We start from the raw sequence: 25,745 nt of genomic DNA, 5'->3' as shown, positions 1-25,745 counted from the left end.
ACCGCTACAGAAAGCAAGGTAGCACATTGTCTAGTGACCGCTATAAAATTGCGCCATGAGCACGACGACCCGGGGACGGCCGCGATCCTTCGATCGGGACGCGGCGCTGGACAAGGCCATGCGGCTGTTCTGGGCGCGCGGATACGAGGCCACCTCGATCGGCGACCTCACCGCGGCGATGGGCATCGGCGCACCCAGCCTGTACGCGGCGTTCGGTGACAAGAAGACGTTGTTCGGCGAAGTGGTAGCGAATTTCGGCGCACGCTACGGCGGATTCGTCGCGCGGGCGCTGGCCGAGGAGGACACCGCCGAGGCGGCCGTGCGGCGGATTCTGCGGGAGGCGGCGACGGAGTACACCCGGCCGGAGTGCCCGCACGGCTGTCTGGTGATCAGCGCGGGTATCAACACCACCAGCCCCGAGATCGCCGATCTCCTACGCGACCTGCGGAATCGGAATATCGACACGTTCGCCGCACGCATCGAGGCCGACATCGACGCAGGCCTCCTGCCCGGCCATCTCGACGCGCGCATACTGGCTCGCTACGTCGGCACGGTGATGCAGGGCATGTCCCAGGCGGCGCGAGACGGGGCGAGCCGGGCCGAATTGGAGCAGGTGGCCGAGATGGCGCTGCGCGGCTGGGGGACCTAGTGGCCCGAGGCGCGTCCGTCCTGCACGACCACCGGCAGGCAGGTGCGCACGAAGTCCGCGCCGAAATCGGTGAGCACCACGCTGCGGTAGATCACCTTGGTGCCGAAGCCGGAGCGCTTCAGCATCTCCCGCACCGGTGACTGCGCCTCCAGCAGCTGGTAGCGGTTCGGGTTGCCGACCGGCTCGCGCGCGTGCTCGATCAAACCGAGCCTGCGCAGGTTGGTCAGGTACGGCTGGATCCGATTCGGGAAGCGCAGGCCCGCGTGCTCACCGATCAGCGTGAGCATCGAGCCGAGGCGTTCGGAGCCGAGCGCGCGCGGGCGGCCGGTGCGGATGTCGATCGAGGGCTGCGGGCCGTCCAGATGCAGGAAGCGCAGGATGCGCGCCTCGTCCGGGGTCAGCTCGGCGAGCATGCCCGCGAAGGCCGGATGGTTGTCGTCCTCGCCGTGCGGACTGGCCGACAACCGCAGCAACGCGGCTCCCTGCTCACGCAGGGTCGGCACCGCTTCCTGCGCAGGCGGTTCCGCGGCGGCGGGCATCCCGAGCGCCTTGCGCATCGCGTCACGGACCTCGGATTCGGCTTCGGCCAGCACTTCTCGCGGCGGCGCTCCCTCGATGCTGCGCCGCACGACGGTCGAGGTGACCCCGACCGCGGTGCCGACGCTCCAGGACGTCACCCCGGTGACCGCGGTCCACGCGACCCGCGCGACGCCCGTCGCGGCGCGCACGGTGGCCAGGGGAACCGTTACCCGTCTGGGTAATTCGTCGGTGTGCGTGATGTGCGAAGCCGGCCGCCGGGCGATCTCCTGCGCTGGCTCGGCATTCGCCGCCGCCGCGTCGAGGTGCTCGACGGCCTCGATATCGCCGTCGTCCGGACCCGCTACAGCCATGATGTCGCCACTCCCGTTCCGAAGATCAGGATATGAGCGTATCCGGCGAACAGCCCCAACACGCCGCCATGGACGAAAAGGAGCCATTCGTCCTGCTTGATGGCCGCGCGCAGCATGTCGACGAAGTCCGGCGGCGACAGCATCGCCATCTGCCTGGCGATGTATTCGTTGATCTGCCTGCCCTGGCGGACGTTGAATTCCGGGTCGGCGAACGCGATCGGCGCGATGGCCATGGCTTCGCTGGTGAAGGTCGACTGCAGCGAGTCGTATTCGCGGCTGCCGAGCATGAACTTGACCGCGGGGCGCGCGGGGCCGAGTGCGCGGTCGGCGGCCGGGCGCAGGGTGTCCTCCAGCATCTGCATGGTGCGGTCCGAGCGCGGGCCGTTGAGCAACTCGTCGCCGATATTCGCGACGGTGATCACCTGGCTGGAAACCAATTCCGCGTATCCGTCGGTGATTTCGGACTTGCGTTTGATCAGCAGGCCCTGCCGCCACGGGACCCACCACTTCGGATATGCGGGCGCGAAGATCATATTGATGCCGATCCAGTTGACCACCCAGCCGATGATCACGCCGCCGACCGGCAGCACGACCAGGCTGGACCAGCCGGTCAGATGCAGGACGGCGACCAGCACCGCGCCCATCGGCGCGCCGAAGTAGAAACCGAAGTTCTGCATGAAACGCAGTTCCTTCGCGCCGAGCACCTGGAACAGCGTGTTGAGCAGATGCGGCCGGGCCTGGAAGTAGCGGATCACCATCTGCTTCACATCGAGCAGCTGATCGATATTCGCGCCCAATTCCTCGGTCAGCTCGCGCAGGATCTCCGGCAGCTGCTGGCGCACCCTGGCGTGCACCATGTCGCGCACCTGGGCGGGCAGGTTGTACCAGAGCTGCGGATGCTCGCGGCGCAGGATTTCCTCGACGATGTCCTTGATCTGCGCGTCGGCGATGCTGGCGAGGTGCTCGGCGAGCTTGTCGGGCTCGAGTTCCCGGTAGAAGTCCGCGACGCTGCCGAGTTTGGCCAGGCCCTTGTCGACGGCGATGCTGGCCATCTTGTCCGCGCGCGAGGGGACGATGCCCTGCCACCCGAACCGGCCGTCGTAGCTGAGCAGCGGGAGAACTTGAATTCGCTTGGGCAGGAACGGATACAGCGCGCGCAGACCGGGAACTCGGATGCCGTGGAAGGCGACCGGCTTGAACAGCATGAGCACGCCGGTCCAGTTGGTGATGTAGCCGATCACCCCGGTGAAAAGCGGTATGGTCACGAGCTCGAGGAGGATCGTCGGGTGGATTCCGAATACGCTCTCTAACACGACACCCTCCTGCCGATACACCGGTGATCGCCGCCTCACCGGCACCCAAAACTAGCACCCCCTCGGCGAAGAAACCTTATTGCGCGCCGCGCGCCGGTCGCACTGTCCGAGTCAGGCGGTGCGAATGCCCCGCGACACAAGGGGAAGTAATCTGTGGGACGGATTCGTTCCCCCGGCGATATCGGAGAAAACGTGGCAGACGACAGGACCGGACAGGACGTGGCGCGGCCAGGTTCCCGCGCCGTCGAGCGCAGTTCGGATGTCGAACAGCGGCAGATCAGCAATGAGGCACGGCTGATCCGCGGCGTGTTCCGTGCGGCAGGGGTGGCCGCTGGCACCGTCGTGCGCGGAAGCCAATGGGCGGTCGGCACGACCTACGAGGTCACCAAGGAGATCACCCAGGCCGCTCTGGACGGTGAGTCCTCCGCGGAGATCGCCGAGCGGACCGGAAACGCGTTGCGTTCCATCGCCCGCAGCGCGCTCGGCGTCACGGAGGGCTCGGTCCGGGAAATCGTCAGCTATGTCCCGACGTCCAACGGGCCCACCTCCTCGCAGCAAGCGCTGGCCGTCGGGCCCTACCTGCGCTCGGCGAGCACGGAGGAGCTGCGCCGCCGCGGCGACGCGCTGCTGGCCAGGTCCGCCGACGTCTACTTCACCGAGGACGTGCATCCGGCCTACGACCGCATCCTCGACGAGCTCGCTCCCGATGAGGCGCGCATCCTGCGCTTCATGGCGCTCAACGGCCCGCAGCCGTCGGTCGACGTGCGCACCAACCGTCCGCTCGGGATCGGCTCGGAACTGGTGCAGGGCGATCTCACCTCGGTGCCCGAGCAGGCCGGGGTGCGCTACCCGGACCGGGCGCGGTCCTACCTGATCAATCTCAACCGCCTCGGACTCACCCTGACCTCGGACGATCCGGTGGTGCTCAGCCGTTACATGGTGCTCGAGGTGCAGCCCGTGGTGGAGGCGGCGCTGAAGAAGGCGGGCCGGGCGCCGAAGATCGTCCGCAAGAGTCTCCGGCTGACCGAGTTCGGCGAGGACTTCTGCCGCACCTGCTTCACGATCGGGAGCTGAGACCCCGAAGTTGATCTTCGTCGGAATGTTCCGCTCGCCGCGATAGCAATCTGATACAACTCTCCCAATCCGGCACTCGGGATGGGATTGTTGAGGGTATGGATCAGCGAACCGGCGGGCAGGGGCGCGGCGACCCAGGTTTGGGCATCGCTGGGCAAACGCGTAACGACCGGGGCAAGGGTCCCGGCAATCAGCAGCGCGACGACCCGGGATTTCCTCCCGGTCAGCAGGAGCGCGGCGGGGTGGACATAGATTCGAGCGGACCGGAGCCGGAGGAGCGAGACATCGAGGCCGGTCCCGGGCCGAGCCGTGGTCAGCGGGCGGCGAGCGCCGGCGAACGCGATCCGGGCGACCTGCGCGCCGACGAGCGGCTGCGCTTCGAGGCGGGCCCGATCGACTTCGGGCGGGTGCGCGACGATCCACGGTCGGACCGCGGTCGCGGCGAGGAGCGGGAGCCGGATGACGTATCGGCGATCTCCCGGCTGAAGTACCGCTATCTCCGCACCCTCGACACCAAGTCATGGGATGATTTCGCCGATACCATGGTTCCCGAGGCGACCGCTACCTACAGCGAATATCTCCAGTTCGAATCGCGTGAGGCTTTCATCGCGTTCATGCGCAACACGCTCGGACCGCACGTCATCACCGAGCACCGCTGTGACCACCCGGAGATCGATGTCGACGGCGACACGGCCACCGGCACCTGGTACCTCGCCGACACGGTGCTCATTCCGGGCCACAACATGCTGCTGCGCGGCGCGGCCTTCTACACCGACCGCTACGTGCGCTGCGACGACGGGCGCTGGCGGATCTCGCACACCGGCTACGAACGCACCTATGAAGTGGTGCTCTCGCTCAGTGATCTCCCCAGCCTGCGCCTGACCTCCAGCCGCTGGGGCCTGATCGCCAAAGAGGACGGCATCTCATCGATCGAACGCGACCCCGGCGCGGCGCCGTCGCCGCCGGAGTCCGAGGCCGGCTGACTCAGTCGGCGGTAGCGACCAGGGGCTCCAAGGTGAGCGCCGGGTGCTCCTTCTCGATGTATTGCAGCCGCCACTTGTCGCTGAACAACGCGAGCAGCGCTCCGTCTGAGCGGGTGAACACCTCCACCCCGCGCTGCCGCCCGAGTTCGTCCGCCGACGCGGCGTCGGTGCGCCGGGCCAGCGTGTAGCCGAGGTGCTCCATCGTGGTCTCGACGTTGAACTCCGCGAGCATGCGCGCGGTCACCACTTCGAACTGCATCGGGCCGACCGCGGCCAGCACGGGGGAGGCGTCGCCGCGGAAATCGTTGCGCAGCACCTGCACCACGCCCTCGGAGTCGAGCTGGTCCACGGCCTTGCGGAACTGTTTGTACTTGCCCGCGCTGCGCGCCCGCAGCACCGCGAAATGCTCCGGTGCGAACGAGGGGATCGGCGGGAACTCCACCTTCTTGTCCACGAACAGCGTGTGCCCCGGAGCCAGCGCCGTCGCGTTGACCAGGCCGACGACGTCACCCGGGTAGGCGGTGTCGACGGTGGCGCGCTCGCGACCGAACACGGTCAGCGCGTACTTGGTGGCGAACGGGCGCCCGGTCTGCGCGTGGGTGACCACCATGCCGCGTTCGAACTCGCCGGACACGATCCGCATGAACGCCAAGCGGTCGCGGTGGGCGGCGTCCATACCCGCCTGCACCTTGAACACCACCGCGCTGAACGGATCACCGGTCTCGCGCGGCTTGCCGTCGACGTCGCGCCGCGGGCCGGGCGCTGGCGCGAGCGCCACCAGGGTCTCCAACAGCTGCCGCACGCCGAAGTTGAGCATCGCCGACGCGTAGATGACCGGCGAGGTCTGCCCGGCCAGGAACAATTCCTGGTCGTGGTCCTGGCCGGTGGCCGAGAGCAGTTCGCTCTCCTCCGCGGCGGTGCTCCACGGCTCCCCTTCGCGCGCCTCGGCGGCCTCGGGGGTGAGCGACTCCTCCGGCGCGATGGTCGCGCCGCCCGCGGTGCGGGTGAAGTGGATGTATTCGAGCGGGACGCCGTCCGGGCCGCGGCGCAGCAGTCCGCGGAAATCCCCCGCGATGCCGACCGGGAGGAACAGCGGAGTGGGGGTGAGGCCGATCCGCTCGTTGATCTCGTCGAGCAGTTCCAGCGGCGCGCGGCCCGGCCGGTCCCACTTGTTGATCACGGTGATCACCGGGATGCCGCGGTGGCGGCAGACCTGGAACAGCTTCAGCGTTTGCGGCTCCAAGCCCTTGGCGGCGTCGATCAGCATCACCGCGGCGTCGACGGCGGTGAGCACGCGGTAGGTGTCCTCGGAGAAATCCGAGTGGCCAGGGGTGTCGACCAGGTTGATGACGCTGTCCACCTCGGAGCCCGCGGCCCGGTAGTTGAACTGCAGCGCGGTCGAGCTGACCGAGATGCCGCGCGCCTTCTCCATCTCCATCCAGTCCGAGACGGTGGACTTGCGCCCGGCCTTGCCGTGGATCGCGCCCGCCTCGGAGATCATCCTCGCGTGCAGGGCCAGCGCCTCGGTGAGCGTGGACTTGCCCGCGTCGGGATGGGAGATCACCGCGAACGTGCGCCGGCGGGCTACCTCGGCGGGTAACCCGCGGCATGCGGGCGCGACAACGCCCTCAGGGGAGGCGCTCAACGCAAGACAACCTTTCACAGACGACCGATCGGCAACCACGCCAGCGTACGCGACTCGCTCGAGCGCGGGCCGAACCGCCGGTGACCACCCGATTCAAAGAGCGCCCCTGCGCTGGGGTATGGTGTTCGGGTTGTCTCGGCGAGGGTGTCCGCAGACCAGTTTTGCGACACCGTGATCGACGCGGCGCGGCTTCCGGCCGTCCTCGTTCGGTCTTCGCCCCGACGAATAGACCATCCGTCAGGTGTGCAGCACCCCTGACGTGTAATTGACAGCCCGGAAGAGCCGTAGGAGTAGATCCAGTCATGTCCGACGTCAACCTTCTCGAAGCATCCGTACGCACCGAGTTCGGCAAGGGCGCCGCGCGCCGCACCCGTCGTGCGGGCAACGTCCCGGCCGTGCTGTACGGCCACCAGGCCGACCCGCAGCATCTCTCGGTGAACGCCCAGGCCTTCGCCGCCATCCTGCGTGAGCACGGCACCAACGCGGTGCTGAACCTGGTCATCGACGGCAAGAAGCAGCTCGCGCTGACCAAGTCCGTTGTGGTGCACCCGATCCGCCGCTACATCGAGCACGCCGACCTGCTGATCATCAAGCGTGGCGAGAAGGTCACCGCCGACGTGAACGTCACCGTCACCGGCGACGCCGCCCCCGGCACCCTGGTCACCCAGGAAGCCACCACCGTCTCCGTCGAGGCCGACGCGCTGAAGCTGCCCGAGGCCATCGAGGTCTCCGTCGAGGGCGTCGAGGCTGGCACCCAGATCACCGCGGGCGAGCTGCAGCTGCCCGAGGGCGTCGACCTGGCCGCCGATACCGAGACCCTGATCGTCAACGTCATCGCCGCCCCGGCCGCCGAGCCCGTCGAGGGCGAGGGCGCCGAGGCCGAGGGCGAGAGCGCTGAGTAGTACCGAATCGTCCGCCGGGCCCGCGCTCGTCGTCGGACTGGGCAATCCAGGTCCCGAATACGAGCGCACCCGGCACAATGTCGGTTTCCTGGTCGCCGACGTGCTCGCCGAGCGCGTCGGCGGCCGTTTCGGTGTGCACAAGAAGTCCGGCGCCGACCTGCTGCAGGCGCGGCTGGACGGACGCCAGGTGCTGATCGCCAAGCCGCGCTCGTTCATGAACCTGTCCGGCAGACCGGTCGCCGCCTTGGCGAAATTCTTCTCCGTGCCGCCGACCGAGGTGATCGTCGTGCACGACGAACTCGACCTGCCGTTCGGCGCGATCCGGCTCAAGCGCGGCGGCGGCGAAGGCGGGCACAACGGTCTCCGCTCCGTCTCCAGCGCCCTGACCACCAAGGACTACTTGCGCACCCGCATCGGCATCGGCCGTCCGCCCGGCCGCCAGGATCCGGCCGATTACGTGCTGAAGCCGTTCTCGGCGCCGGAACGCAAAGAGGTTCCGGTGATCGTCGAGCAGGCCGCCGACGCGGTGGAACTGCTGCTGCGCGTGGGTCTGGAGACCGCGCAGAACCAATTGCACTGAGCCACAAGCGCTCCCGCACGCACCGGGGCGACATTCGGCAGAGCTCGGCCGCACGATCGCCACAGGGAAGCGATCGTCCTGCGGCGTTCTCGGCTCGCGGGCTTCCTTGCGGTCTCGGCGCGACGAAGGCCGCGAGTATTCGCGATGATCCAGCTTTCAGGACGCCGACGGCTGCGTCGGTCACAGCGAGCGGCCGCTGAGCGGGCCTTTCCGGTTTCACGGCAGACCACGAAGCATCCATCGCACCCGATGGCGTCCGCCGCATCCGATCGGGGACGCGCATGCCCTTTCGTATGTCGTGTCATCAAATGTCCTGACATTTATTTGTCGCACGGCAGGTGACGCCGCTCACAAATTAGATTACACGACACGTATGTCGTGTAATCTAATGACATGACCAATCCAACGCTTGTCTTTGTCCCTTGTTTCTCCGGTGCTCCCTGGGACCTCCGACAGCTCGTCCCGCTGGCCGGTAGGCCGATGCGTACGATGCGACTGCCCGAAGCCGTGGCGGACATGGAAACCTATGCCGATGCGGTCGCCGCCGAAGTGGCTGATCTGGATGAGTACGTCCTGGTCGGCGACTCTTTCGGGGCCAATGTCGCCCTGGCGCTCGCGGTGCGCCGCCCCTCGGGTCTGCGGGGCCTGGTCCTCTCGGGTGGATTCGCGGCCGATCCGATTTCCTCGCCGGTGCTGAAGGCGGCCATGCGTGTGATGGGAAAGATGCGCGGCCCCCTCTACCGACAGGTGGCGCTTCGCGCCCACGCTCACAATCTGGCTTCGCCGCATGACAAGGAAGGTCAGGCTCCCTGGGGTGAAAGTCGTAGTCGCCAGCTTTTCTTGGAGAACACGCCCGCATCGTCGTTCGGCGCGCGTGCGGTCGCCGCACTGAACGCCGATTACACCGCTCGCCTCGGTGGGGTGCAGGTGCCGACGCTGATCTTGACGCCTTCGCACGATGTGCTGATCGGTCCGGAAGCCGCAACGGTTCTGCGCGAAGGAATCCCGGACGCCCGCGAGGTCGTCTTGGACCGCACCGGACACATGTTCCGCTTCACTCATCCGCGAACCTATGCGCAGACGGTCGAGAAGTTCCTCCAGGAGGTCGGCCTGACCCGGCCGAGTCTCACACCCGCATGAGTCAGCAGGCGGATCCGGCGACGGGTAGTGCCGCAACCGCCGCACTACCCGGACTGTCGGCCGGTGTCACCCGGCGTCGGGGCCGGTCGCATCCGCTGAATGCCGTGTGATCTGATTACACGGCATCAATACATGAGTCACGTGGTGAGGAGGCCTTTCGATGCGGCCTGCCGAAGAGTTGCGCTACCTCGTGTTGGCTGTCCAGCGGGAAGGTAATCGAATGCTCGCGGCCGAACTGCGGCCGTTGGGGCTGACTCCTTCCCAGGCCGAGGTCCTGCGGGTGCTGGCCGACTATCAACCCCTGACGCTCGCCGGACTCGGGGAGCTTCTGGTCTGCGAAACCGGGGGGAGTCCCAGTAGGCTGGTCGATCGCCTCGTCGCCATGGAACTCATCCAGCGAGAGTCTGCGACGGACGATCGCCGGCGGATCATGCTCTCGCTGACCCCGGCCGGAGAGCAACTCGCTTCCCAGGTGGCCGACGTCGAAGAGCGGTTGTACCGAACAATCGATGAGCTGACGGTCGGCAAACCCATGACCGGCGCGCTCGAACTACTGCGCGGTTTCGCCGAGCAGTTCCCGGCGGTCCAAGCCGTCGGACGTCGCGCCGATCGTCGTGGCCACCGCTGACAAGCCGTTCGGCGACCGGCGCTCCCGACGGGCGGCCTACCCGCGCGGCAGATGCATCGCGGTCGCGGCCCTGCGCAATTTGCCGGAGGACGTCTTCGGCAGCGCTCCAGGACCGAGCACGGTGACGGTGCGCGGCCGCGCGCCGACCTCGGCGAACACCGCGTGCACGATCTCGCGCTCGATGCGCTTGACCTCTTCGGGATCCTGGTGGCTGCCGCTCTCCACCACCACGGCGAAACTCTCCCGCTTCTGACCCGCGTCCAAGCGCACCGCCACCGCGTTGCCGGCACGGACGCCCGCCACCCTGGCCGCGGCGCGCTCGATGTCGGTGGGGTAGATGTTGCGGCCGCCCATGATGATCACGTCTTTGATCCGGCCGCACACCACGATCAGTCCCTCGTCGGTGAAGTAGCCGATGTCGCCGGTGTCCAGCCAGCCCTCGTCGTCCTGGGCCGATTGGAAGCCGTCCACCGTCACATACCCGGAAGTCACGGCGGGACCGCGCAATTCGATCACGCCGACCGAACGGGCGGGCAACGGCTGACGCTCGCTGTCGACGATCCGGCCCTCCAGGTTGTCGACCAGGTAGCCGAGGGTGGGCAAGCGCCGGATGTTGGCCGGTTGGCCGTGCTCCTCCGGCACGGGCACCGCCTTGCCGATCGCCTCGAGCAGATCGGCGTCGATCACGTCGAGCACCTGTCCGTGCCCGGGGTCGGGGATCGACACGGCGAGCGTGGTCTCGGCCATGCCGTAGACCGGAGTGAGCGCCATCGGGTTGAGTCCGAAGCGTTTCCCGGCCTCGGCCAGGACCTCCATGGTGTCCGGGTCCACCGGTTCGGCGCCGTTCCACATGTACCGCACGCTGCTGAGATCGAAAGCGCCGTCGTCGGCCTGCCGCAGCCGCCTGGCCAGCAGCGAATAGGCGAAATTCGGTGCGGCGGTGACAGTTCCGCGGTATTTGCTGATCAGCTCCGCCCATAGCAGTGGCCTGGTGAGGAAGTCCAGCGGCGTCACGCACACCACTTCGGCGCCGAATTGCATGGGAACGCTGAGGAATCCGACCATGCCCATGTCGTGGAACAGGGGCAGCCAGCTCACCATCACGTCGTCGTCGAGCTGGAACTTCACCCGGTCGAACATGGCGTAGGCGTTGACGAAGAAGTTCTCGTGCGTGATCCGCACCGCCTTGGGTGAACCGGTCGAGCCGGAAGTCAACTGCTGCAACGCGATATCGCCCTCCGAGGTGGGCACCGGATCGATATCTGGGCCGTCGGGCAGCTGGTCGATGCGCACGACCGTGATGCCGCGTTCGCGCAACAGCGGCTCAGCGGCCTCGAACGGCGCGCCGAGCACGACCGCGCGCGCCCGGATCATGGTCAGCACGGTTTCGGTGTCGCGCGCCCAGACCACCAGATCGGTGCGTGGGGTCGGCTGGTGCAGCATGGTGATCGACGCGCCGCGCATCCAGACGGCCTGGCAGGCCGGAGCGATGTCGGCCGGCATGCCCGCGAGCACGCCGACCGCGTCGCCGTGTCCGATGCCCGCTTCGGCCAACCCGCCCGCCATGCGCCGGGCGAGCCGGTGGATCTCGGGCCAGGTGCGCCGCAGCGGGGCGCCGGGCTCGCCGGTCACCAGTCCGCGCTCGGAGGTCTGCGCGGTCGCATACATCTCGTCGGTGAATCTGCTCAAAGTCCCAACTCCTCCATCACCAACCGTTGCCGGGAACCGGCCTCCCCCAACTATCACGCCATAGTGGCCCACCGTTAACCCCATTACCAGGGGCGCAGGTCAGGGGCGTGAAACGGCGGTCGGAAAGGTTGCGGCGTAACTATCGACGTAGCAGCGGCCGGAGCGGGCGGCCAGTTCGCGCATCAACTCGTCGGTGGCGGTGCGCACCAGATGGCGCTGTTCGGCGGGCGGATAGCGACGCGGCGCGCCGAACGCGATGCGCACCTTGCCGAAACGCAGCAGACGGCTGCCGCGCGGGTTCACCCGATCGGTGCCGGAGAGGGTCACCGGAACGACCGGCGCGCCGGTGGCCATGGCGACCCGCAGCGTGCCGGTGCGGCCGCGATAGATCCGCCCGTCCGGGGAACGGGTGCCCTCGGGATGGATCGCCCAGACCCCGCCGTCCGCCAGGATGCGGGTGGCGGCGGCCAGCGCCGCCGCGGCCGCGTCACCGCCGGTCCGGTCCACCGGCACCTGCCCGGAGACCGAGTAGAACCAACGATTGATCCGGCCACGCAAGCCCTTTCCGGTGAAGTACTCCTGTTTCGCCAGGAACGTCACCCGCCGGGGCACGACCAGGGCGAGGTAGAGCGAGTCGATCACCGCGAGATGGTTGGCGGCGATGATCACCGGTCCGGTGCGCGGAATGTTGTCCAGTCCTTCGACCGTGGGCCTGCCCAACAGTCGCAGCAGCGGACCCAGCAGAACGTACTTGAACAGCGAGTACCACACGAGACCTCCCGGAGAGTGAGCGTAGACATTGTCTACTCGATTGCGTAGACATTGTCTACGCCCGGCGTGCGATCCCGTGCCTGTGGGCGTAGACAATGTCCACATGACCGAGAGCGAGTCGCTGCGAGATCGACTGGTCGACGTCGGCGTCGATCTGCTCGAAGAGGTCGGCGCCGCCGGGCTGGGACTACGGGTCATCACCAGGGCCGCGGGCGTCTCGCACGGTGCGCCCCGGCGCTATTTCCCGACCCACCGCGCACTGCTGGCCGCCATCGCGGCGCGCGGTTTCGCCGACCTCGCGGACCGGTTCGCCGCGGTGGACGCCGGCGCCGCGCGCGACCGTCTGACCCGGATGAGCGTCCAGTACATCGAGTTCGCCGCGCGGCGGCCGGAGATGTTCACCCTGATGTTCCGGCACGACCTGCTCGAAGGGTCCGGCGAGAATTTGCGGTCGATCAGCCTGCCGCTGTTCGCGCGATTCGCCGAGCTGGTCGGCGCGGCGGCGGAATCGAGCGCGGTAGACCCGCGTCACCGCGCGATCGCCCTGTGGACGAATGTGCACGGCATCGCCACCGCTCAGGCCAACCGCAGCTTGCGCCTGGTCGACCCGGGAACGGACGCGGCGGCTCTGCTGGCCAGGGCACTGGCCGTGCACCTGGCCTGACCGTCGCGGCTCAGGCTCGCAGCCGCGCCACCGCGGCGACGAAGCGGTCGAGTTCGTCGAATCCCACGAAGCAGTGCGGAGATGCGCGCACCACGGAGGTCAGACCGCGGCCGGTCATGTCGAGCAGCGTCGAACCGGCGTGGCTGACCGTGACCGTGATGTCCTGCGCCAGCAGCCGGTCGCGCACCTCGACGGACTCGACGCCGTCGACGGTGAACGACACGATGCCGCTGTGCCGGATGCCGAGATCGCGCACGGTGACGCCGGGAATCTCCGGAAGCGCCTTGCGCAGGTGCTCGGCGCGGGCGGCGATCGCGGCGTAGACCTCCTCCGGGCCCAGTTCGAGCAGGTATCGCACGGCGGCGCCCAGGCCGAGGCGGGCAGCGACGTCGCATTCCCAGAACTCGAAGCGACTGGCGTCCGGCGCGAGCCGGTAGTCGTGCGGGCCGGTCCATTCCGCGCTGTGCAGGTCGAGCCGTCCCGGCTCCATCGAGCGCGCCAACTCCGGCCGCAGATACAGGAACCCGGTGCCGCGCGGACCGCGCAGCCACTTGCGACCCGTGGCCGACAAGGCGTCGACGCCGAGTTCGGCGACGTCCAGGGGCAGCTGCCCGGCGGACTGACAGGCGTCGAGCAGCACCAGCGCGCCGACCGAGTGCGCGATCCTGGTCGCCTCGGCGGCGGGGTTCACCAGCCCGCCGTTGGTCGGCGCGTGCAGCACCGAGACCAGCTTGACCCGCTCGTCGACCAGCGCTTCCAGCGCGTCGAGGTCGATCTGCCCGCTGCCGTCGCTGGGAATCCTCTCCACCGTGGCGCCCGTGGCGCGGGCACGTTGCAGGGCGGCGATGGCATTGCTGGCGTAGTCCGCCTCGGAGACCAGGATGCGGTCGCCCTCCGCGAGCGGCACCGAGTAGAAGAAGTCCGCCCAGGACCGGGTGGCGCTGTCGCTGAGCGCGATGCTCTCGGGTTCGGCGTTGATCAGCGCGCCGATCGCGGTCTTGACGTCGGCGAGATCGTCGAGGCGCTCGTTCGCCGCGCGATAACCCCCGATCTCCGCCTCACGCAGCAGATGCGCGACGACCGTGTCGGTGACGACCCGCGGCGGCAGCGACGATCCGGCGCTGTCGAGGAAAACGGGTCCGGGTTCCGGCCCGGACACGCATCCGGGAGTGTCGGCTCGTACGCGCGCGTCATCCAGCATGGAGCCGACCTTATCGGGTCGATTGTTCGGCTTCATGTCGGTTTCTTGTCGGCCGGCGTGGCTACGCTGGATGGATCGTCGCAGCCGAATTTCGGCTCGGGAGCGGAATATCACCGCGCCGAATGGCGATAACCGAAGAACAGCGGACAACGTCCCCGGGGCCCACTGGAGGTTGGCATGGCGGTCACGCTCGAGAGTCCTGAGTCGGCCGGATGTGCCACCGAGCAGGGAGAACTGTCCTCCCGCGCGGCGGCGGAAGCCTATATCGGCGGGGTCTGCTTCAAGCTCGGACCACCCGCTCTGATCGGCGCCGAACTCGAATGGCTCACGGTGCACGGTGAGTGTTCGGCGTCGGGACCCTCGGCCGCTCCGCGCCCGCAGCTGTCCGTCTTGGCGGACGCTCTCGGACCGTACGCACCACGGTCCATCGCCCCTGATTCGCCGGCGCTCGCGCTGCCGGGGGGCAGCCGGGTCACCCTCGAACCCGGTGGTCAGATCGAACTCTCCAGCGCTCCCTACGGCGCTGCCGCGCAGCTGTGCGATCGGCTGCGCGACGATGCCCGCCTGTTGCGGGAACTTCTCGAATCCCGGTCCATCCGCACCGTTTCCGTCGCCGCCGACGCGGACCGCCGCCCCAAACGCTTGCTTCAACTGCCGCGCTATCGCGCGATGGAGCGCTCCTTCGGCGGCATCGGGCCGTTCGGCAAGCTGATGATGTGCAATACCGCGGCCACTCAGGTCAGCGTCGACGCGGGCGCCGATCGCGCGGACGTCATCGCGCGGTGGACCGCCCTGTACGCCGTCGGCCCGGCGCTGCTGGCCGCCTTCGCCTGTTCACCCGCCCTGCGTGGCGCGCCGCCCGGAACGTGGGCTTCCCAGCGCATGCGGGCCTGGCTGCGGTTGGACAACACGCGCACCCGTCCGCCGGTGCTGGACTGGAGCGACCCGGTGGCCGCGTACGCCAGATGGGCGCTGGACGTGCCGCTGCTGTGCGTGCGGCGGCCCGACGGTGAAGCGGAATGGTCCGCGCCGCCCGGAGCCACCTTCGCCGACTGGCTGTCCGGCGCGCTGGACGACGAGGTGGGCCGCCGCCCCGATACCGGCGATCTCGACTACCACCTCACCACGCTGTTCCCCCCGGTGCGCGCATCCGGCCACCTGGAGGTCCGCTATATCGACGCGCAGCCCGGCGACGGGTGGACCGTTCCCGTGCACGTGTTCGACGCGCTCATGTCCAGCCCTTCGGTGGTCGCGGAGGCGAGTGCGATCGCGGCGCCGCTGGCCGGTCGCTGGATCGACGCCGCCCGGTACGGATTGGCCGATCCGGACATCCGGGCCTGCGCGGTCGCCCTGCTGCGCCTCGCGGCCGAGCACACCGCGAGCGACGAGGCCGCCCGCGCCGTCGAGTCCGCCGCCGAACGATGTCACCGCGGACGCACCCCGACCGAGGACGGCCTCGAACACGCCCCGAGCCCCGAGCTTCCTGGAGTCGCCACGTGAACCAGCCGTGCTGCGGCGCCGCACCGGCCCCGCAGGCCGCCGCCACCCGAATCGCCGACCCCCACGAATCCCGGAGACGTTTCTCGTGACCACTTTCCATCCCGCCCCGACCGACAACTCCGGCACCGAACAGCTCAGAGACCGGATCGCCGACGTTCTCACGCGCGCCAGGCAGCGCACCCACACGCTCACCGACTGCGTCGACGAGGCCGAACTCGTGGCCCAGCACTCCCGGCTGATGAGCCCGCTGGTCTGGGACCTGGCGCACATCGGCAATCAGGAAGAACTCTGGCTCGTGCGCGATGTCGGCGGACGCGACCCGGTGCGGGCCGACATCGACGAACTCTACGACGCCTTCAAACACGCCCGCGCGAATCGGCCCGCGCTACCGCTGCTGGATCCCGCCCAGGCGCGCGACTATGTCGGCACGGTTCGCGACAAGGTCTTGGACGTGCTGGAGCACAGCGACCTGCGCGGCCGTCCGCTGATCGACGACGGATTCGCCTTCGGCATGATCGCCCAGCACGAGCAGCAGCACGACGAGACCATGCTGGCCACCCACCAGTTGCGCGCGGGCGCCGCCGTGCTGTCCGGGGTCGACGCACCGGCGGCGGCGGGGACGGTCGGCGGGGAAGTCGTCATCCCGGCGGGGGAATTCACCATGGGCACCTCGACCGACCCGTGGGCGCTGGACAACGAGCGTCCCGCCCATCCGGTCCGAGTGGCCGGTTTCGCGATCGACGCCGCACCGGTCACCAACGAGCAGTACCTGGCCTTCGTCGACGACGGCGGCTACGAGCGCCCCGAACTCTGGTCCGAACGCGGCTGGGCGCATCGCGTCGAGGCCGGCCTGGTCGCGCCGCAGTTCTGGGAGCGCGATCCGTCCGGGCACTGGTGGCGGCGGGTGTTCGGGGTGATGACCCCGCTGCGGCCGCGGCAGCCGGTCGTGCACGTGTGCTGGTTCGAGGCCGAGGCCTATGCGAACTGGGCGGGCAAGCGCCTGCCCACCGAAGCGGAATGGGAGAAGGCGGCCAGGTTCGATCCCGCCACCGGCGCGTCGCGCCGATTCCCTTGGGGCGATGCCGATCCCGATGCCGCCACCGCGAACCTCGGACAACGGCATCTGGAACCCGCCGAGGTGGGCGCGTATCCGGCCGGCGCGTCGCCCGCGGGCGTGCACCAGTTGATCGGCGACGTCTGGGAGTGGACCGCATCGGGTTTCGAGGCGTACCCGGGGTTCCGCGCGTTCCCGTATCGGGAGTACTCCGAGGTGTTCTTCGGCGGTGATTACCGCGTGCTGCGCGGCGGTTCCTTCGGCACCGATCCGGTGGCCTGCCGCGGCACCTTCCGCAACTGGGACCACCCCGTCCGCCGCCAGATCTTCGCCGGGTTCCGCTTGGCGCGGGATCTGCGCCCGGGAGAAGGGGAGTGAGCGACGCCCGTCGTGCCGGGCGGTGGTGCGGTCATGCGGCGAGCGGTCCGCGCCCGGCGACGGCGGCCCCGGCGGGTGCGGATGTGTAGACACCTGGGTTACGTCGGCCCGCCGGTGCGGGTGGGGGACATGTTGACCCTCGGCTCCCATTCGCTGCGCACCCAGGCGTGGGCGCCGCGCGACATGCGTCACGGCGGCACCATCAACGCCGACGGCTTCGGCGTCGCATGGTGGCGCGTCGCGGAGGACGACACGGTCACCGTCAGCCGATACCGCAATGCCGCGCCGATCTGGACCGACCCGGCCGTGGACGAGGTGCTTCCGCAACTGGAGTCCGCCGCGGTGCTCGGTGCGGTGCGGTCGGCGACGATCGGCATGCCGATCGAGCGGTCCGCGTGCGCGCCGTTCACCCGCGACCGCTGGGCGTTCAGCCACAACGGCGTGGTGCCGGACTGGCGCCGCACCCTGACCGGCGTGGCGGCCGAATTCGCGCTCATCGCGACCGAACTCGGCGCCGAGGATCTGTTCACTCCGGCGCGGCTACTGGAGGCGGAATCCGCGACCGACGCGGCCACGCTCTGGGTGCTGCTGTGCGATCTGCTGTCCACCAGCGCACCGGACGGCGAGTGGTCGGCGGCACCTGCGGCACTGCGGCTGCTGGTCTCCGCGATCCTCGACCGGGCGCCGGAAGCACGGCTGAACCTGCTGCTCTCCGATGGCGCGCAGCTGTGGGCGACCACCTGCTACCACTCGCTGTCGGTGCTGGTCACCGACGATTTCGCCCTCGTTTCCTCCGAACCGTTCGACGACGACCCCCGCTGGCAGTCGATCCCGGACCGCAGCCTGGTGAGCGCAAAGCCCGGCGCGCTGTCCGTCGACTCCCTCCCCTGAAAGGCCGGTGCCATGACCGCAGTCACGCTGGACATCCACCTCACCGAAGACGACCTGAACACCGCGCTCCGCTCGGACGCCCGGCTGGGCCTGACCGCGAACCCGAAATGGCTGCCCCCCAAGTGGTTCTACGACGCCAAGGGCAGCGAGCTGTTCGAGCAGATCACCGAGCTGCCCGAGTACTACCCGACGCGTACCGAGCGCGCGCTGCTCGAACGGGTGGTCGACGAGATCGCCGACGCCGCCCAGGCCGAGGTGCTGGTCGAACTGGGCGCGGGCTCGGCGGCGAAGACCCGCCTGCTGCTCACCGCCCTCAGTGCGCGCGGACCGTTGAAGACGTATGTGCCGCAGGATGTTTCGTCGGCGGCGCTACGTGCCGCCGCCGACGAGGTCGCGGTCGAGTTCCCCGGCCTCGCCGTGCACGGTGTGGTCAGCGACTTCACCGACACGCTGGACAATCTCCCCCGCGGCGGACGCCGGATGATCGCGTTCCTCGGCGGCACCATCGGCAACCTCGTCCCCGCGGAACGAGCCGCATTCCTCGGCCGGATCCACGACGTGCTCGAGCCCGGGGAGCAGCTGCTGCTCGGCGCCGGGCTGGTGACGGATCCGGCGGTACTCGTCCCCGCCTACGACGACGCGGCGGGCGTCACCGCCGAGTTCAACCGGAACGTTTTGCACGTATTGAACGCTCGCCTGCGCGCCGACTTCGCACCGGAGAAATTCCGGCACGTCGCGGTATGGGACGCCGAGCGGGAGTGGATCGAGATGCGGCTGGAGGCGACCGAGGACCTGACCGTCACGGTCGCCGATCTCGGTCTCACCGTGCGCTTCGGCCGCGGCGAACAGATGCGCACCGAGATCTCGGCCAAATTCCGGGTCGAGGGCCTCGAAGCCGAACTCGCCGCCGCGGGCTTCGCCACCGGACACGTGTGGACCGATCCGGACGATCGCTTCGCACTGCTGCTCGCCGGGCGGCGCTGACCACGCCTCGATCGGCGGCGCTCACCACGAGGGCGCGCCGCCGACCACCGCCCCGAGCCACTCGACCAGCGGCCGCATCGTCTCCCACGCGGCCCGGACTTCCTTGGCCGTGCGCGGCTTGTCCAGCCAGGCGGGCGCACCGAATTCCCGGCCGCAGGTGATGGACTTGTGCCGCAGCAGGTCGATGCGCGGGTGGTCGGCGTCGTAGCCCTTGGGCTTGGTCTTCAACTTCTCGCCGCCGATGGTGTAGCCCGCGTCGGCGAGTTTCGCGAGGATCGCCGCCAGTTCCGGCCCGCGCACCTCGTCATCGATGGTGGCGCGCAGCTGCGCGAGTTGCTCGGGCGAGCCCTGGTAGAAACCGCCGCCGACGAACAGGCCCGCGGCGTTGATCTGGACGTACCAGCCGACCCCCGCCGCGGCGCGCACCACGGCGCCCTGCGCGGTCTTGTACGGCGACTTGTCCTTGGCGAATCGCACGTCGCGGTAGGGCCGGAAGATCTTGGCCGTCCCGAAATCCGGCTCCAGCTCGGCCACGAGCGCCTTCATGGGCGCGAGCACCGACTCGTCGTAGATCTGCTTGTGCGCGGTCCAGAATGCCTTGGAGTTGTCGGCCTCCAAGTCTTCGTAGAAGTCCAGCCCGGCGAGCGGGAAGCCCGCGAATCCGGTCATGCCCGCACACCCGCCGCGCTGATGTCACCCGATAGACGCATACCGAAAATCTACGTCGTGATGTCTCCGCCGAACACGGCGAATCCCACGATCAGGCCGATCACCATTCCGACGGCCGCCGCGATCGCTGCCCATTTGCCGAGCGATTCGCCCTTGTTACGCCCGATCAGGCCCAGGATGATCCCGACCGGACCGAACAAGATCGGGCAGAACAGCACCGCGGTTATCGCGCAGACGAATCCGATGATCGAGTACACCTGGCTGGTCGGCTGCTTCGGCGGGGTGGCATAGGGTTCGTACCCCTGCTGCGGATACGACGGGTAGCCGTACTGCGGCTGCTGCGGCCCGGACGTCGGGTAGCCGTACCCACCGCCCGGCGGGTATGGGGGTTGCCCGGTCGGCGGATACGGCTGCTGAGCGGGATACGGCTGCTGGAAGTCGCCGGGCTGTCCACCCTGCGGATAGGGCGGTTGTTCGCCTTGCGGATAGGGCGTTTGCCCGCCCGGCCCGTATTGCGCGTGCTCGTCCGGCGTGAACCGCTGCGTCGTGTCGTCGGCCGGAGGCGGCGGCGCGGAACCCGGCGCGGCGGGTTCCGCGCCCCAGGACTGCTGATCACCCCCGCCGTTGGCGCCCCAAGGCCGGGGTTCGGCGGGCTGACCGCTGGGCTCGGCCCCCCACTGACCGCCCAGCGGTTCCGCGGTCGGCTGGCCGCTCGACTGCCACCACTGGTCGGCCGAGTCCGGCTCGTGCTCCGGTGGTCGCGCGGCGGCCGGATCGTGCTGGGTGGGTCGCTCGCCGGGTGTCTGCGCAGGGGTGCCGGTCGATGGCTGGACAGGCTCGGCACCGGGGGTTTCCCCGGTCGGCTTCGACGACGACTCCGGCGGCCGCTGCTCGTCGTCGGGGTGGTCCGGATCCTTCGGCGTGCTCATCGCACCCTCCTCGTATCGTCCCGGTCACGCAACCTATGCCTACCACGATGAGCGCGTCGTCATAGCCGATTGCTACAGGCGCGTCGGGGACGGAGCGGGTTCAGAGATCCTCGTCGTCGACGATCTCGATCGCGGCCACCTCGGCGGAACGATCGTCCGACTCGTCCTCGGCGCGCGTGTCGCGGGCCGTCCACTCCTGGTCGAGCTCGTCACCGATGCCGAGCCTGCCGTCGTCCTCGTCCTCGTGGTAACGGATACGCAGTTCGTCGGGCGGATCCTCGATGTTGCGCTGGTACTCGCGGATCTCGTCCTCCTGGTCGTCGTCGCCCATCTCGGTCTCCAACGGGTCACGGTCCATACCCCCAGTATCCCCATTGATCGCCGCGGCTAACGCGGACACGACAACGGCGGCCCCGACCGGAGTCCGAGCCGCCGTTCGCGCGGTATGAGTCCTATGCGTTGCCGTTGAAAAGGCCGGTGACGGAGCCGTTCTCGAAGACCTCGCGGATGGTGCGGGCCAGCAGCGGCGCGATGGAGAGCACGGTCAGCTGCGGGAACTTCTTCTCCTCGGTCAGCGGCAGGGTGTTGGTCACCACGACCTCCTTGGCGCCGCAGTTGGCGAGGCGCTCGGCCGCGGGCTCGCTCAGCACGCCGTGGGTCGCGGCGATGACCACGTCACCGGCACCGGCGTCCTTCAGCACCTTGACCGCGCCCGCGATGGTGCCGCCGGTGTCGATCATGTCGTCGATCAGAATGCAGGTGCGGCCCTCGACGTCGCCGACCACCCGGTTGGACTTCACCTGGTTGGGCACCAGCGGGTCGCGGGTCTTGTGGATGAAGGCCAGCGGCGAGCCGCCCAGCGAGTCGGCCCACTTCTCGGCGACGCGCACGCGGCCGGAGTCGGGGGAGACGACGGTGATGTGCTCGAGGCTGTAGTTGGTGCGGATGTACTCCGCCAGCTGCACCTGCGCGTGCATGTGGTCCACCGGGCCGTCGAAGAAGCCCTGGATCTGGTCGGTGTGCAGGTCGACGGTGATGATCCGGTTGGCGCCCGCGGTCTTCAGCAGGTCGGCGACCAGGCGGGCCGAGATGGGCTCGCGGCCGCGGTGCTTCTTGTCCTGGCGGGCGTACGGGTAGAACGGCAGCACCGCGGTGATCCGCTTGGCCGAGCCGCGCTTGAGCGCGTCGATCATGATGAGCTGCTCCATCAGCCACTGGTTCAGCGGCGCGGGGAAGCTCTGCAGGACGAAGGCGTCGGATCCGCGTACCGACTCCTCGAACCGGACGAAGATCTCGCCGTTGGCGAAGTCCCGCGCCACCTGCGGCGTGACGTGGACGTCGAGTTCCTTGGCGACCTGCTCGGCCAGCTCAGGATGAGCGCGTCCCGAGAAGAGCATCAGATTCTTCTGGTTGTCCATCCATGACGCGGTCACTGCTGTTTGCCATCCTTTTGCTCTATTGCCTGACCCGACATCTCCTTGGCCGCGATGGCTTCCGCCGCCGCGCGCGCCGCGTCCGTCCCTGGACGGTGTCGCTGCACCCAGCCCTCGATGTTCTTCTGCGGTCCACCGGACACCGCGAGAGCTCCGGGCGGAACGTTTCTGCGCAGTACAGTACCCGCCGCCGTATAGGCTCCGTCACCCACCGTCACCGGCGCCACGAACATGGTGTCGCTGCCGGTGCGCACGTGCGAGCCGACGACGGTGTGGTGCTTGGTCACGCCGTCGTAGTTGACGAAGACGCTCGACGCGCCGATGTTGCTGTGCTCGCCGATGGTGGCGTCGCCGACGTAGGTCAGGTGCGGGACCTTCGAATGCGCGCCGATCGAGGCGTTCTTGGTCTCGACGAACGCGCCGAGCTTGCCCGCGTCGCCCACGATGGTGCCGGGACGCAGGTAGGCGAACGGGCCGATGGTGGCCTTCGGGCCGATGGTGGCGCCCTCGCCGTGGGTGCGGATCACCTTCGCCTCGTCACCGACGATCACGTCGGTGAGCGTGCTGTCAGGGCCGATCTCGGCGTCCTCGCCGACGATCGTGTTGCCGAGCAGTTGCACACCGGGCCGGATCACGGCGTCCCTGCTGATGCGCACGCTGGCGTCCACCCAGGTCGAGGCGGGATCCATGATGGTGACGCCCGCGCGCATGTGGCGTTCCAGGATGTAGCGGTTGAGCGTGCGCGCTGCCGAGGCCAGCTGCACCCGGTCGTTGACGCCGGTGACCTTGGCCGCGTCGACCAGGCGTGCGCCGTGCACCGGGTGACCGGCCTCGCGGGCCAGGCGCAGCACGTCGGTCAGGTACAGCTCGTGCTGGGCGTTGGCGGTGGAAAGGCGGCTGATCATGGTGCGCAGCACGGCGGCGTCGAACGCGTAGACACCGGAGTTCACCTCGGTGATCGCGGCCTGCTCCGGAGTGGCGTCGGCGTGCTCGACGATCTCGGCGAGCTGGCCTTCGGCGTCGCGGACGATACGGCCGTAACCGTTGGGGTCCGGCGGCACGAAGGTCAGGACGGTGACCGCGGGGCGTTCGGCGTAGCTGCGGTGCTCGTCGAGCAGCGCGGCGAGGGTGTGTCCGTCCAGCAGCGGCACGTCGGCGGAGGTGACCAGCACGTCGCCGGTGAAACCGACCGGCAGGGCGGCCAGCGCGCACTGCACCGCGTGCCCGGTGCCGAGCTGCTCTTCCTGGATCGCCGGGGTGATCTCCCGGCCGAGGTCGTCGGCCACCGCGGCCACCGCCGCGCCGACTTGTTCGCGATCGTGCCCCACCACGGTGATGAGGTATGCGGGGTCGATCTCGTTCGCCGCATGCAGCGCGTGCGCGAGCATGCTCCGACCGGCCAGCGAATGCAGGACCTTGGGGGTCTTCGACCGCATTCGCGTCCCGGCACCGGCTGCGAGAACGACGACGGCGGTCTGCTGTGGCATGGATCTCCCTCGGCTGCCTGTCCTCGTGCGGGGCGTCGTCGTGCTTGGTCAGCGATGTGCGGGCCAACGATAGGTCATCGTGCTCTCGAGCTCCGCCGCCAGGACTCGAACCTGAACTCTCTGAACCAAAATCAGATGTGCTGCCATTACACCACGGCGGATTGCCACACCGGCGGTTGGCGAAACCCCCGCCGCTGTGCCACGGCACGGGATGAATCCTCGCATACTCGGCCGCCTCCCCGCGAATTCTCGCACGCGCGGCTTCTGGTATTCGGGCGGGACCAGCGCGGGAGCGCCCGTGTCCGCCGGCGCTCGTGTGCTGGGCGTCCTCGGGTGGACGTAAGGTCTGCGTCATATCGACGGCGGTGCGCCTGTGTGCTCGAGCCGGGTATCGCAGCTCGAAGACCCGGGGAGGCGGACTGCCGACCGGTCTGGGACAGTGGTATCCGAATGTCGGTGTAGTGCGTCGGAGGCCCGATGCGATGGCTGACTCGGCACGAACGAGAGCCCGGGCTCGCCCGCGGTCTGCCCCGGCATGCTGCCGTCGGCTCGGAGCGAACCGTCGAGGCACTCACGACCGGCAACAACGCGGGAAGGGCGGAGGAGCAGGGGTGTCTTCGGGTGAGTCGCATCGAGTGTCCCGGCCACGGATGACCGGCACCCAGCGGCGTCAGCAGCTGATCGAGATCGGGCGCGCGCTGTTCGCCGAACGCGGCTACGACGCGACGTCCATCGAGGAGATCGCGCAACGCGCCCAGGTCTCCAAACCCGTGGTGTACGAACACTTCGGCGGCAAAGAAGGGCTGTACGCGGTCGTCGTGGACCGGGAAATGTCGATGCTCCTGGACATGATCACCTCCTCGCTCACCCGCAATCGGTCGCGCGTCCGGCTCGAACAGGTCGCACTGGCGCTGCTGACCTATATCGAAGAACGGACCGACGGGTTCCGAATTCTGGTGCGCGATCAGCCCGCCGCCGCCGCCGAAGGCCGCTACTCCAGTTTGCTCAACGAGGCGACCAATCAGGTGGCCCACATCCTGGCCGGAGATTTCGAGCGGCGCGGGTTCGACACCAGCCTGTCCACCTTGTACGCGCAGGCGCTCGTCGGTCAGGTCGCGACCGCCGCGACCTGGTGGCTGGACGAGCGCACACCGTCGAAAGAGGTTGTGGCGGCGCACCTGGTGAACTTGTGCTGGAACGGGCTGAGCCATCTGGAGGCCGATCCGAAACTGAGTTCGGAATGGCGCGCGGGCGCCGGTGAGTGACCCGGATTGTTAACCAGCAAATTGCGCGACAGGTCTCGCCGAATGCTCGAATTGGCTGCTCGGCGCGCGCCTGGTGGTACGGTTCACCCATCCTTTGGGTGCTGTTCGGGCGGTAAGTCGGTCAACTTCGGGATGTCGGTCTACTTCAGGATGGCTGGTTTTGGGATGACAGGCGGATCTGATGGCTAGGCAAGCGCGCGCGGAGATCACCCGCGACTCCGTCCTGGCAGGCGCTGCCGATGTCTTTCTGCGCTTGGGCTATGCGAATGCGAGCCTCAGCGAGATCATCGCGCAGTCCAATGTGACCAAGGGCGCCTTGTATTTTCACTTCGGCTCCAAGGAAGAGCTGGCGCGCGCCGTGGTCGACCAGGGCAACGAGCGGCTGACCAGCTCGTGTCAGGGCTTCTTCGATCCCAGGGTGCCCGCGCTGGAAGCGTGCATCGGCATCACCTACGTCGTCGCCGATCTATCGATGAACGACCCGATGGTCGGCGCCATGCTGAAGCTGACCCACCAGATCGGCGACTACCGCGGCGCTCAAGGCGACAACATCGCCAAGAACTGGGGCGACACCTACCGGCTGCTCGCCGAGCGGGCCATCGCCCAGGGCGACCTGATCGCCGATCTGGACGCGGAGGTCATCGGCCTGCTGTGGCAGGAGATGGCGGCGGGCGTGCACATCATCGCCGTCGGCACCGAATCCATCGACCAGATGGCGGTCCGGATGGAGCGCGCCTGGTACTTCCTGCTCCCGGCCCTCGTCCCGGCCGAGAAGCTCTCGTACTTCAGGGAATTCGCGGCAAGGCGGTTGCGGCGCTACGTGCCGTAGTACTCCTCGGCGGCGCGTGCCGAGGTGGATCCGTCGGATGTCGACGGGCGGGCACTCGGCGGTCTCGATGACGTCCGGAGTTTTCTGCACCTCTGGTGAAGCCGGCCCCCGCAGTGTGGGTCGGGCGAGGTTCGCCCTGGCCATGGCCTGACGTCGGTGCCCGTCGGTGGTCCCGGCGCAGGGCAGGGGCGGCAGTC

The 25,745-nt window shown here is 68.7% G+C and carries 25 protein-coding genes and 1 tRNA gene; 14 read left to right on the top strand and 12 right to left on the bottom strand.

The window, feature by feature from the left end:
• The first annotated feature begins 55 nt into the window (after positions 1-55).
• Positions 56-649, top strand: coding sequence for a TetR/AcrR family transcriptional regulator (locus ON21_RS23875; protein WP_039800972.1), 594 nt, complete (start codon positions 56-58; stop codon positions 647-649).
• Here the strand turns inward: ON21_RS23875 and ON21_RS23870 are convergent.
• Together ON21_RS23870 and ON21_RS23865 are read right to left on the bottom strand one after the other, a co-directional pair.
• Entirely contained in the window at positions 646-1,539 is an 894-nt protein-coding gene (locus ON21_RS23870; RefSeq protein ID WP_039800970.1) for an Abi-alpha family protein, read from the bottom strand. The two genes, ON21_RS23875 and ON21_RS23870, sit on opposite strands and share 4 nt — an antisense overlap.
• The gene (locus ON21_RS23865) at positions 1,530-2,804 is read right to left on the bottom strand and encodes a DUF445 domain-containing protein (RefSeq protein WP_245562703.1); all 1,275 of its coding nucleotides are present in this window, start codon (positions 2,802-2,804) and stop codon (positions 1,530-1,532) included. The genes ON21_RS23870 and ON21_RS23865 overlap by 10 nt, the downstream gene beginning before the upstream one ends.
• Before the next feature lie 240 nt (positions 2,805-3,044).
• On the opposite strand from ON21_RS23865, the gene ON21_RS40195 reads away from it, so the two are divergent.
• Complete coding sequence (locus ON21_RS40195; RefSeq protein ID WP_083880838.1) at positions 3,045-3,926, top strand: Abi-alpha family protein; 882 nt, start codon at positions 3,045-3,047, stop codon at positions 3,924-3,926.
• A 407-nt stretch (positions 3,927-4,333) separates the two neighbouring features.
• Positions 4,334-4,909, top strand: a complete 576-nt coding sequence (locus ON21_RS23855) for a nuclear transport factor 2 family protein (protein WP_063821114.1) — start codon at positions 4,334-4,336, stop codon at positions 4,907-4,909.
• A gap of 1 nt (position 4,910) precedes the next feature.
• Here the strand turns inward: ON21_RS23855 and ON21_RS23850 are convergent, their stop codons facing one another.
• Positions 4,911-6,554: a peptide chain release factor 3 gene (locus tag ON21_RS23850; RefSeq protein ID WP_039800967.1), complete on the bottom strand. Its 1,644-nt coding sequence runs from the start codon at positions 6,552-6,554 to the stop codon at positions 4,911-4,913.
• Positions 6,555-6,856: 302 nt separating this feature from the next.
• Here ON21_RS23850 and ON21_RS23845 point away from each other — a divergent pair, with 302 nt between their 5' ends.
• From ON21_RS23845 to ON21_RS23830, 4 genes are all read left to right on the top strand, one after another.
• Positions 6,857-7,456: a 50S ribosomal protein L25/general stress protein Ctc gene (locus ON21_RS23845; RefSeq protein WP_039800966.1), complete on the top strand. Its 600-nt coding sequence runs from the start codon at positions 6,857-6,859 to the stop codon at positions 7,454-7,456.
• Positions 7,449-8,036 (top strand): aminoacyl-tRNA hydrolase, encoded by a 588-nt coding sequence (pth, locus tag ON21_RS23840; RefSeq protein WP_039800964.1) that lies wholly within the window; start codon positions 7,449-7,451, stop codon positions 8,034-8,036. The genes ON21_RS23845 and pth overlap by 8 nt, the downstream gene beginning before the upstream one ends.
• A gap of 393 nt (positions 8,037-8,429) precedes the next feature.
• Positions 8,430-9,176, top strand: coding sequence for an alpha/beta fold hydrolase (locus ON21_RS23835; protein ID WP_039800960.1), 747 nt, complete (start codon positions 8,430-8,432; stop codon positions 9,174-9,176).
• 160 nt (positions 9,177-9,336) lie between these two features.
• A complete protein-coding gene (locus tag ON21_RS23830; RefSeq protein WP_051021274.1) occupies positions 9,337-9,804 on the top strand; it encodes a MarR family winged helix-turn-helix transcriptional regulator in 468 nt (155 codons plus the stop codon).
• Between the two features lie 36 nt (positions 9,805-9,840).
• Here the strand turns inward: ON21_RS23830 and ON21_RS23825 are convergent, their stop codons facing one another.
• Together ON21_RS23825 and ON21_RS23820 are read right to left on the bottom strand one after the other, a co-directional pair.
• Positions 9,841-11,493 carry a fatty acyl-AMP ligase gene (locus ON21_RS23825; RefSeq protein ID WP_039800959.1) on the bottom strand — a complete coding sequence of 551 codons (1,653 nt, stop codon included), beginning with the start codon at positions 11,491-11,493 and terminating at the stop codon, positions 9,841-9,843.
• A 99-nt stretch (positions 11,494-11,592) separates the two neighbouring features.
• Positions 11,593-12,264, bottom strand: coding sequence for a lysophospholipid acyltransferase family protein (locus ON21_RS23820; protein ID WP_039800956.1), 672 nt, complete (start codon positions 12,262-12,264; stop codon positions 11,593-11,595).
• A 103-nt stretch (positions 12,265-12,367) separates the two neighbouring features.
• Between ON21_RS23820 and ON21_RS23815 the strand changes: the two genes are divergently transcribed.
• Positions 12,368-12,928 (top strand): TetR/AcrR family transcriptional regulator, encoded by a 561-nt coding sequence (locus ON21_RS23815; RefSeq protein WP_039800954.1) that lies wholly within the window; start codon positions 12,368-12,370, stop codon positions 12,926-12,928.
• A gap of 10 nt (positions 12,929-12,938) precedes the next feature.
• Here ON21_RS23815 and ON21_RS23810 read toward each other — a convergent pair whose 3' ends face one another.
• Entirely contained in the window at positions 12,939-14,129 is a 1,191-nt protein-coding gene (locus tag ON21_RS23810) for an aminotransferase class V-fold PLP-dependent enzyme (RefSeq protein WP_039801067.1), read from the bottom strand.
• Positions 14,130-14,306: 177 nt separating this feature from the next.
• Between ON21_RS23810 and egtA the strand changes: the two genes are divergently transcribed.
• The 4 genes from egtA to egtD all read left to right on the top strand — a co-directional run bounded on the left by egtA (position 14,307) and on the right by egtD (position 18,936).
• A complete protein-coding gene (gene egtA, locus ON21_RS23805) occupies positions 14,307-15,629 on the top strand; it encodes an ergothioneine biosynthesis glutamate--cysteine ligase EgtA (protein WP_039800952.1) in 1,323 nt (440 codons plus the stop codon).
• Positions 15,630-15,714: 85 nt separating this feature from the next.
• Complete coding sequence (egtB, locus tag ON21_RS23800; protein WP_051021273.1) at positions 15,715-17,061, top strand: ergothioneine biosynthesis protein EgtB; 1,347 nt, start codon at positions 15,715-15,717, stop codon at positions 17,059-17,061.
• A gap of 81 nt (positions 17,062-17,142) precedes the next feature.
• The gene (egtC, locus tag ON21_RS23795; RefSeq protein ID WP_039800950.1) at positions 17,143-17,952 is read left to right on the top strand and encodes an ergothioneine biosynthesis protein EgtC; all 810 of its coding nucleotides are present in this window, start codon (positions 17,143-17,145) and stop codon (positions 17,950-17,952) included.
• 12 nt (positions 17,953-17,964) lie between these two features.
• Complete coding sequence (gene egtD / locus ON21_RS23790) at positions 17,965-18,936, top strand: L-histidine N(alpha)-methyltransferase (protein WP_039800947.1); 972 nt, start codon at positions 17,965-17,967, stop codon at positions 18,934-18,936.
• Between the two features lie 21 nt (positions 18,937-18,957).
• Here the strand turns inward: egtD and ON21_RS23785 are convergent, their stop codons facing one another.
• From ON21_RS23785 to ON21_RS23760, 6 genes are all read right to left on the bottom strand, one after another.
• Positions 18,958-19,605, bottom strand: coding sequence for a DUF2461 domain-containing protein (locus tag ON21_RS23785; protein WP_039800946.1), 648 nt, complete (start codon positions 19,603-19,605; stop codon positions 18,958-18,960).
• Between the two features lie 50 nt (positions 19,606-19,655).
• Positions 19,656-20,534 (bottom strand): DUF4190 domain-containing protein, encoded by an 879-nt coding sequence (locus tag ON21_RS37960; RefSeq protein WP_051021272.1) that lies wholly within the window; start codon positions 20,532-20,534, stop codon positions 19,656-19,658.
• Positions 20,535-20,634: 100 nt separating this feature from the next.
• The gene (locus tag ON21_RS23775) at positions 20,635-20,892 is read right to left on the bottom strand and encodes a hypothetical protein (protein ID WP_039800943.1); all 258 of its coding nucleotides are present in this window, start codon (positions 20,890-20,892) and stop codon (positions 20,635-20,637) included.
• A 94-nt stretch (positions 20,893-20,986) separates the two neighbouring features.
• Positions 20,987-21,967, bottom strand: a complete 981-nt coding sequence (locus ON21_RS23770; RefSeq protein ID WP_039800941.1) for a ribose-phosphate diphosphokinase — start codon at positions 21,965-21,967, stop codon at positions 20,987-20,989.
• A complete protein-coding gene (gene glmU, locus ON21_RS23765; protein WP_039800939.1) occupies positions 21,964-23,454 on the bottom strand; it encodes a bifunctional UDP-N-acetylglucosamine diphosphorylase/glucosamine-1-phosphate N-acetyltransferase GlmU in 1,491 nt (496 codons plus the stop codon). The genes ON21_RS23770 and glmU overlap by 4 nt, the downstream gene beginning before the upstream one ends.
• A 90-nt stretch (positions 23,455-23,544) precedes the next feature.
• Positions 23,545-23,615 (bottom strand) — tRNA-Gln (locus tag ON21_RS23760).
• Between the two features lie 489 nt (positions 23,616-24,104).
• Between ON21_RS23760 and ON21_RS23755 the strand changes: the two genes are divergently transcribed.
• On the top strand, positions 24,105-24,719 hold the full coding sequence (locus ON21_RS23755) for a TetR/AcrR family transcriptional regulator (RefSeq protein ID WP_039800938.1): 615 nt from the start codon (positions 24,105-24,107) through the stop codon (positions 24,717-24,719).
• 181 nt (positions 24,720-24,900) lie between these two features.
• A complete protein-coding gene (locus tag ON21_RS23750) occupies positions 24,901-25,548 on the top strand; it encodes a TetR family transcriptional regulator (RefSeq protein WP_039800936.1) in 648 nt (215 codons plus the stop codon).
• Positions 25,549-25,745 lie beyond the last annotated feature (197 nt).

Source organism: Nocardia araoensis NBRC 100135, assembly GCF_000308435.1.
Taxonomy (GTDB): Bacteria; Actinomycetota; Actinomycetes; order Mycobacteriales; family Mycobacteriaceae; genus Nocardia; species Nocardia araoensis.
This window is presented reverse-complemented; position numbering and strand designations above follow the sequence as displayed.

Excerpts from the sequence above, each read along its gene's own strand:
- ON21_RS23875 (WP_039800972.1), top strand. The coding sequence starts at position 56 with ATGAGCACGACGACCCGGGGACGGCCGCGATCCTTCGATCGGGACGCG.
- ON21_RS23870 (WP_039800970.1), bottom strand. The coding sequence starts at position 1,539 with ATGGCTGTAGCGGGTCCGGACGACGGCGATATCGAGGCCGTCGAGCAC.
- ON21_RS23845 (WP_039800966.1), top strand. The coding sequence starts at position 6,857 with ATGTCCGACGTCAACCTTCTCGAAGCATCCGTACGCACCGAGTTCGGC.
- ON21_RS23835 (WP_039800960.1), top strand. The coding sequence starts at position 8,430 with ATGACCAATCCAACGCTTGTCTTTGTCCCTTGTTTCTCCGGTGCTCCC.
- ON21_RS23830 (WP_051021274.1), top strand. The coding sequence starts at position 9,337 with ATGCGGCCTGCCGAAGAGTTGCGCTACCTCGTGTTGGCTGTCCAGCGG.
- ON21_RS23815 (WP_039800954.1), top strand. The coding sequence starts at position 12,368 with ATGACCGAGAGCGAGTCGCTGCGAGATCGACTGGTCGACGTCGGCGTC.
- ON21_RS23810 (WP_039801067.1), bottom strand. The coding sequence starts at position 14,129 with ATGCTGGATGACGCGCGCGTACGAGCCGACACTCCCGGATGCGTGTCC.
- egtA (WP_039800952.1), top strand. The coding sequence starts at position 14,307 with ATGGCGGTCACGCTCGAGAGTCCTGAGTCGGCCGGATGTGCCACCGAG.
- egtC (WP_039800950.1), top strand. The coding sequence starts at position 17,143 with ATGTGTAGACACCTGGGTTACGTCGGCCCGCCGGTGCGGGTGGGGGAC.
- egtD (WP_039800947.1), top strand. The coding sequence starts at position 17,965 with ATGACCGCAGTCACGCTGGACATCCACCTCACCGAAGACGACCTGAAC.
- ON21_RS23785 (WP_039800946.1), bottom strand. The coding sequence starts at position 19,605 with ATGACCGGATTCGCGGGCTTCCCGCTCGCCGGGCTGGACTTCTACGAA.
- ON21_RS37960 (WP_051021272.1), bottom strand. The coding sequence starts at position 20,534 with ATGAGCACGCCGAAGGATCCGGACCACCCCGACGACGAGCAGCGGCCG.
- ON21_RS23775 (WP_039800943.1), bottom strand. The coding sequence starts at position 20,892 with ATGGACCGTGACCCGTTGGAGACCGAGATGGGCGACGACGACCAGGAG.
- glmU (WP_039800939.1), bottom strand. The coding sequence starts at position 23,454 with ATGCCACAGCAGACCGCCGTCGTCGTTCTCGCAGCCGGTGCCGGGACG.
- ON21_RS23755 (WP_039800938.1), top strand. The coding sequence starts at position 24,105 with ATGACCGGCACCCAGCGGCGTCAGCAGCTGATCGAGATCGGGCGCGCG.
- ON21_RS23750 (WP_039800936.1), top strand. The coding sequence starts at position 24,901 with ATGGCTAGGCAAGCGCGCGCGGAGATCACCCGCGACTCCGTCCTGGCA.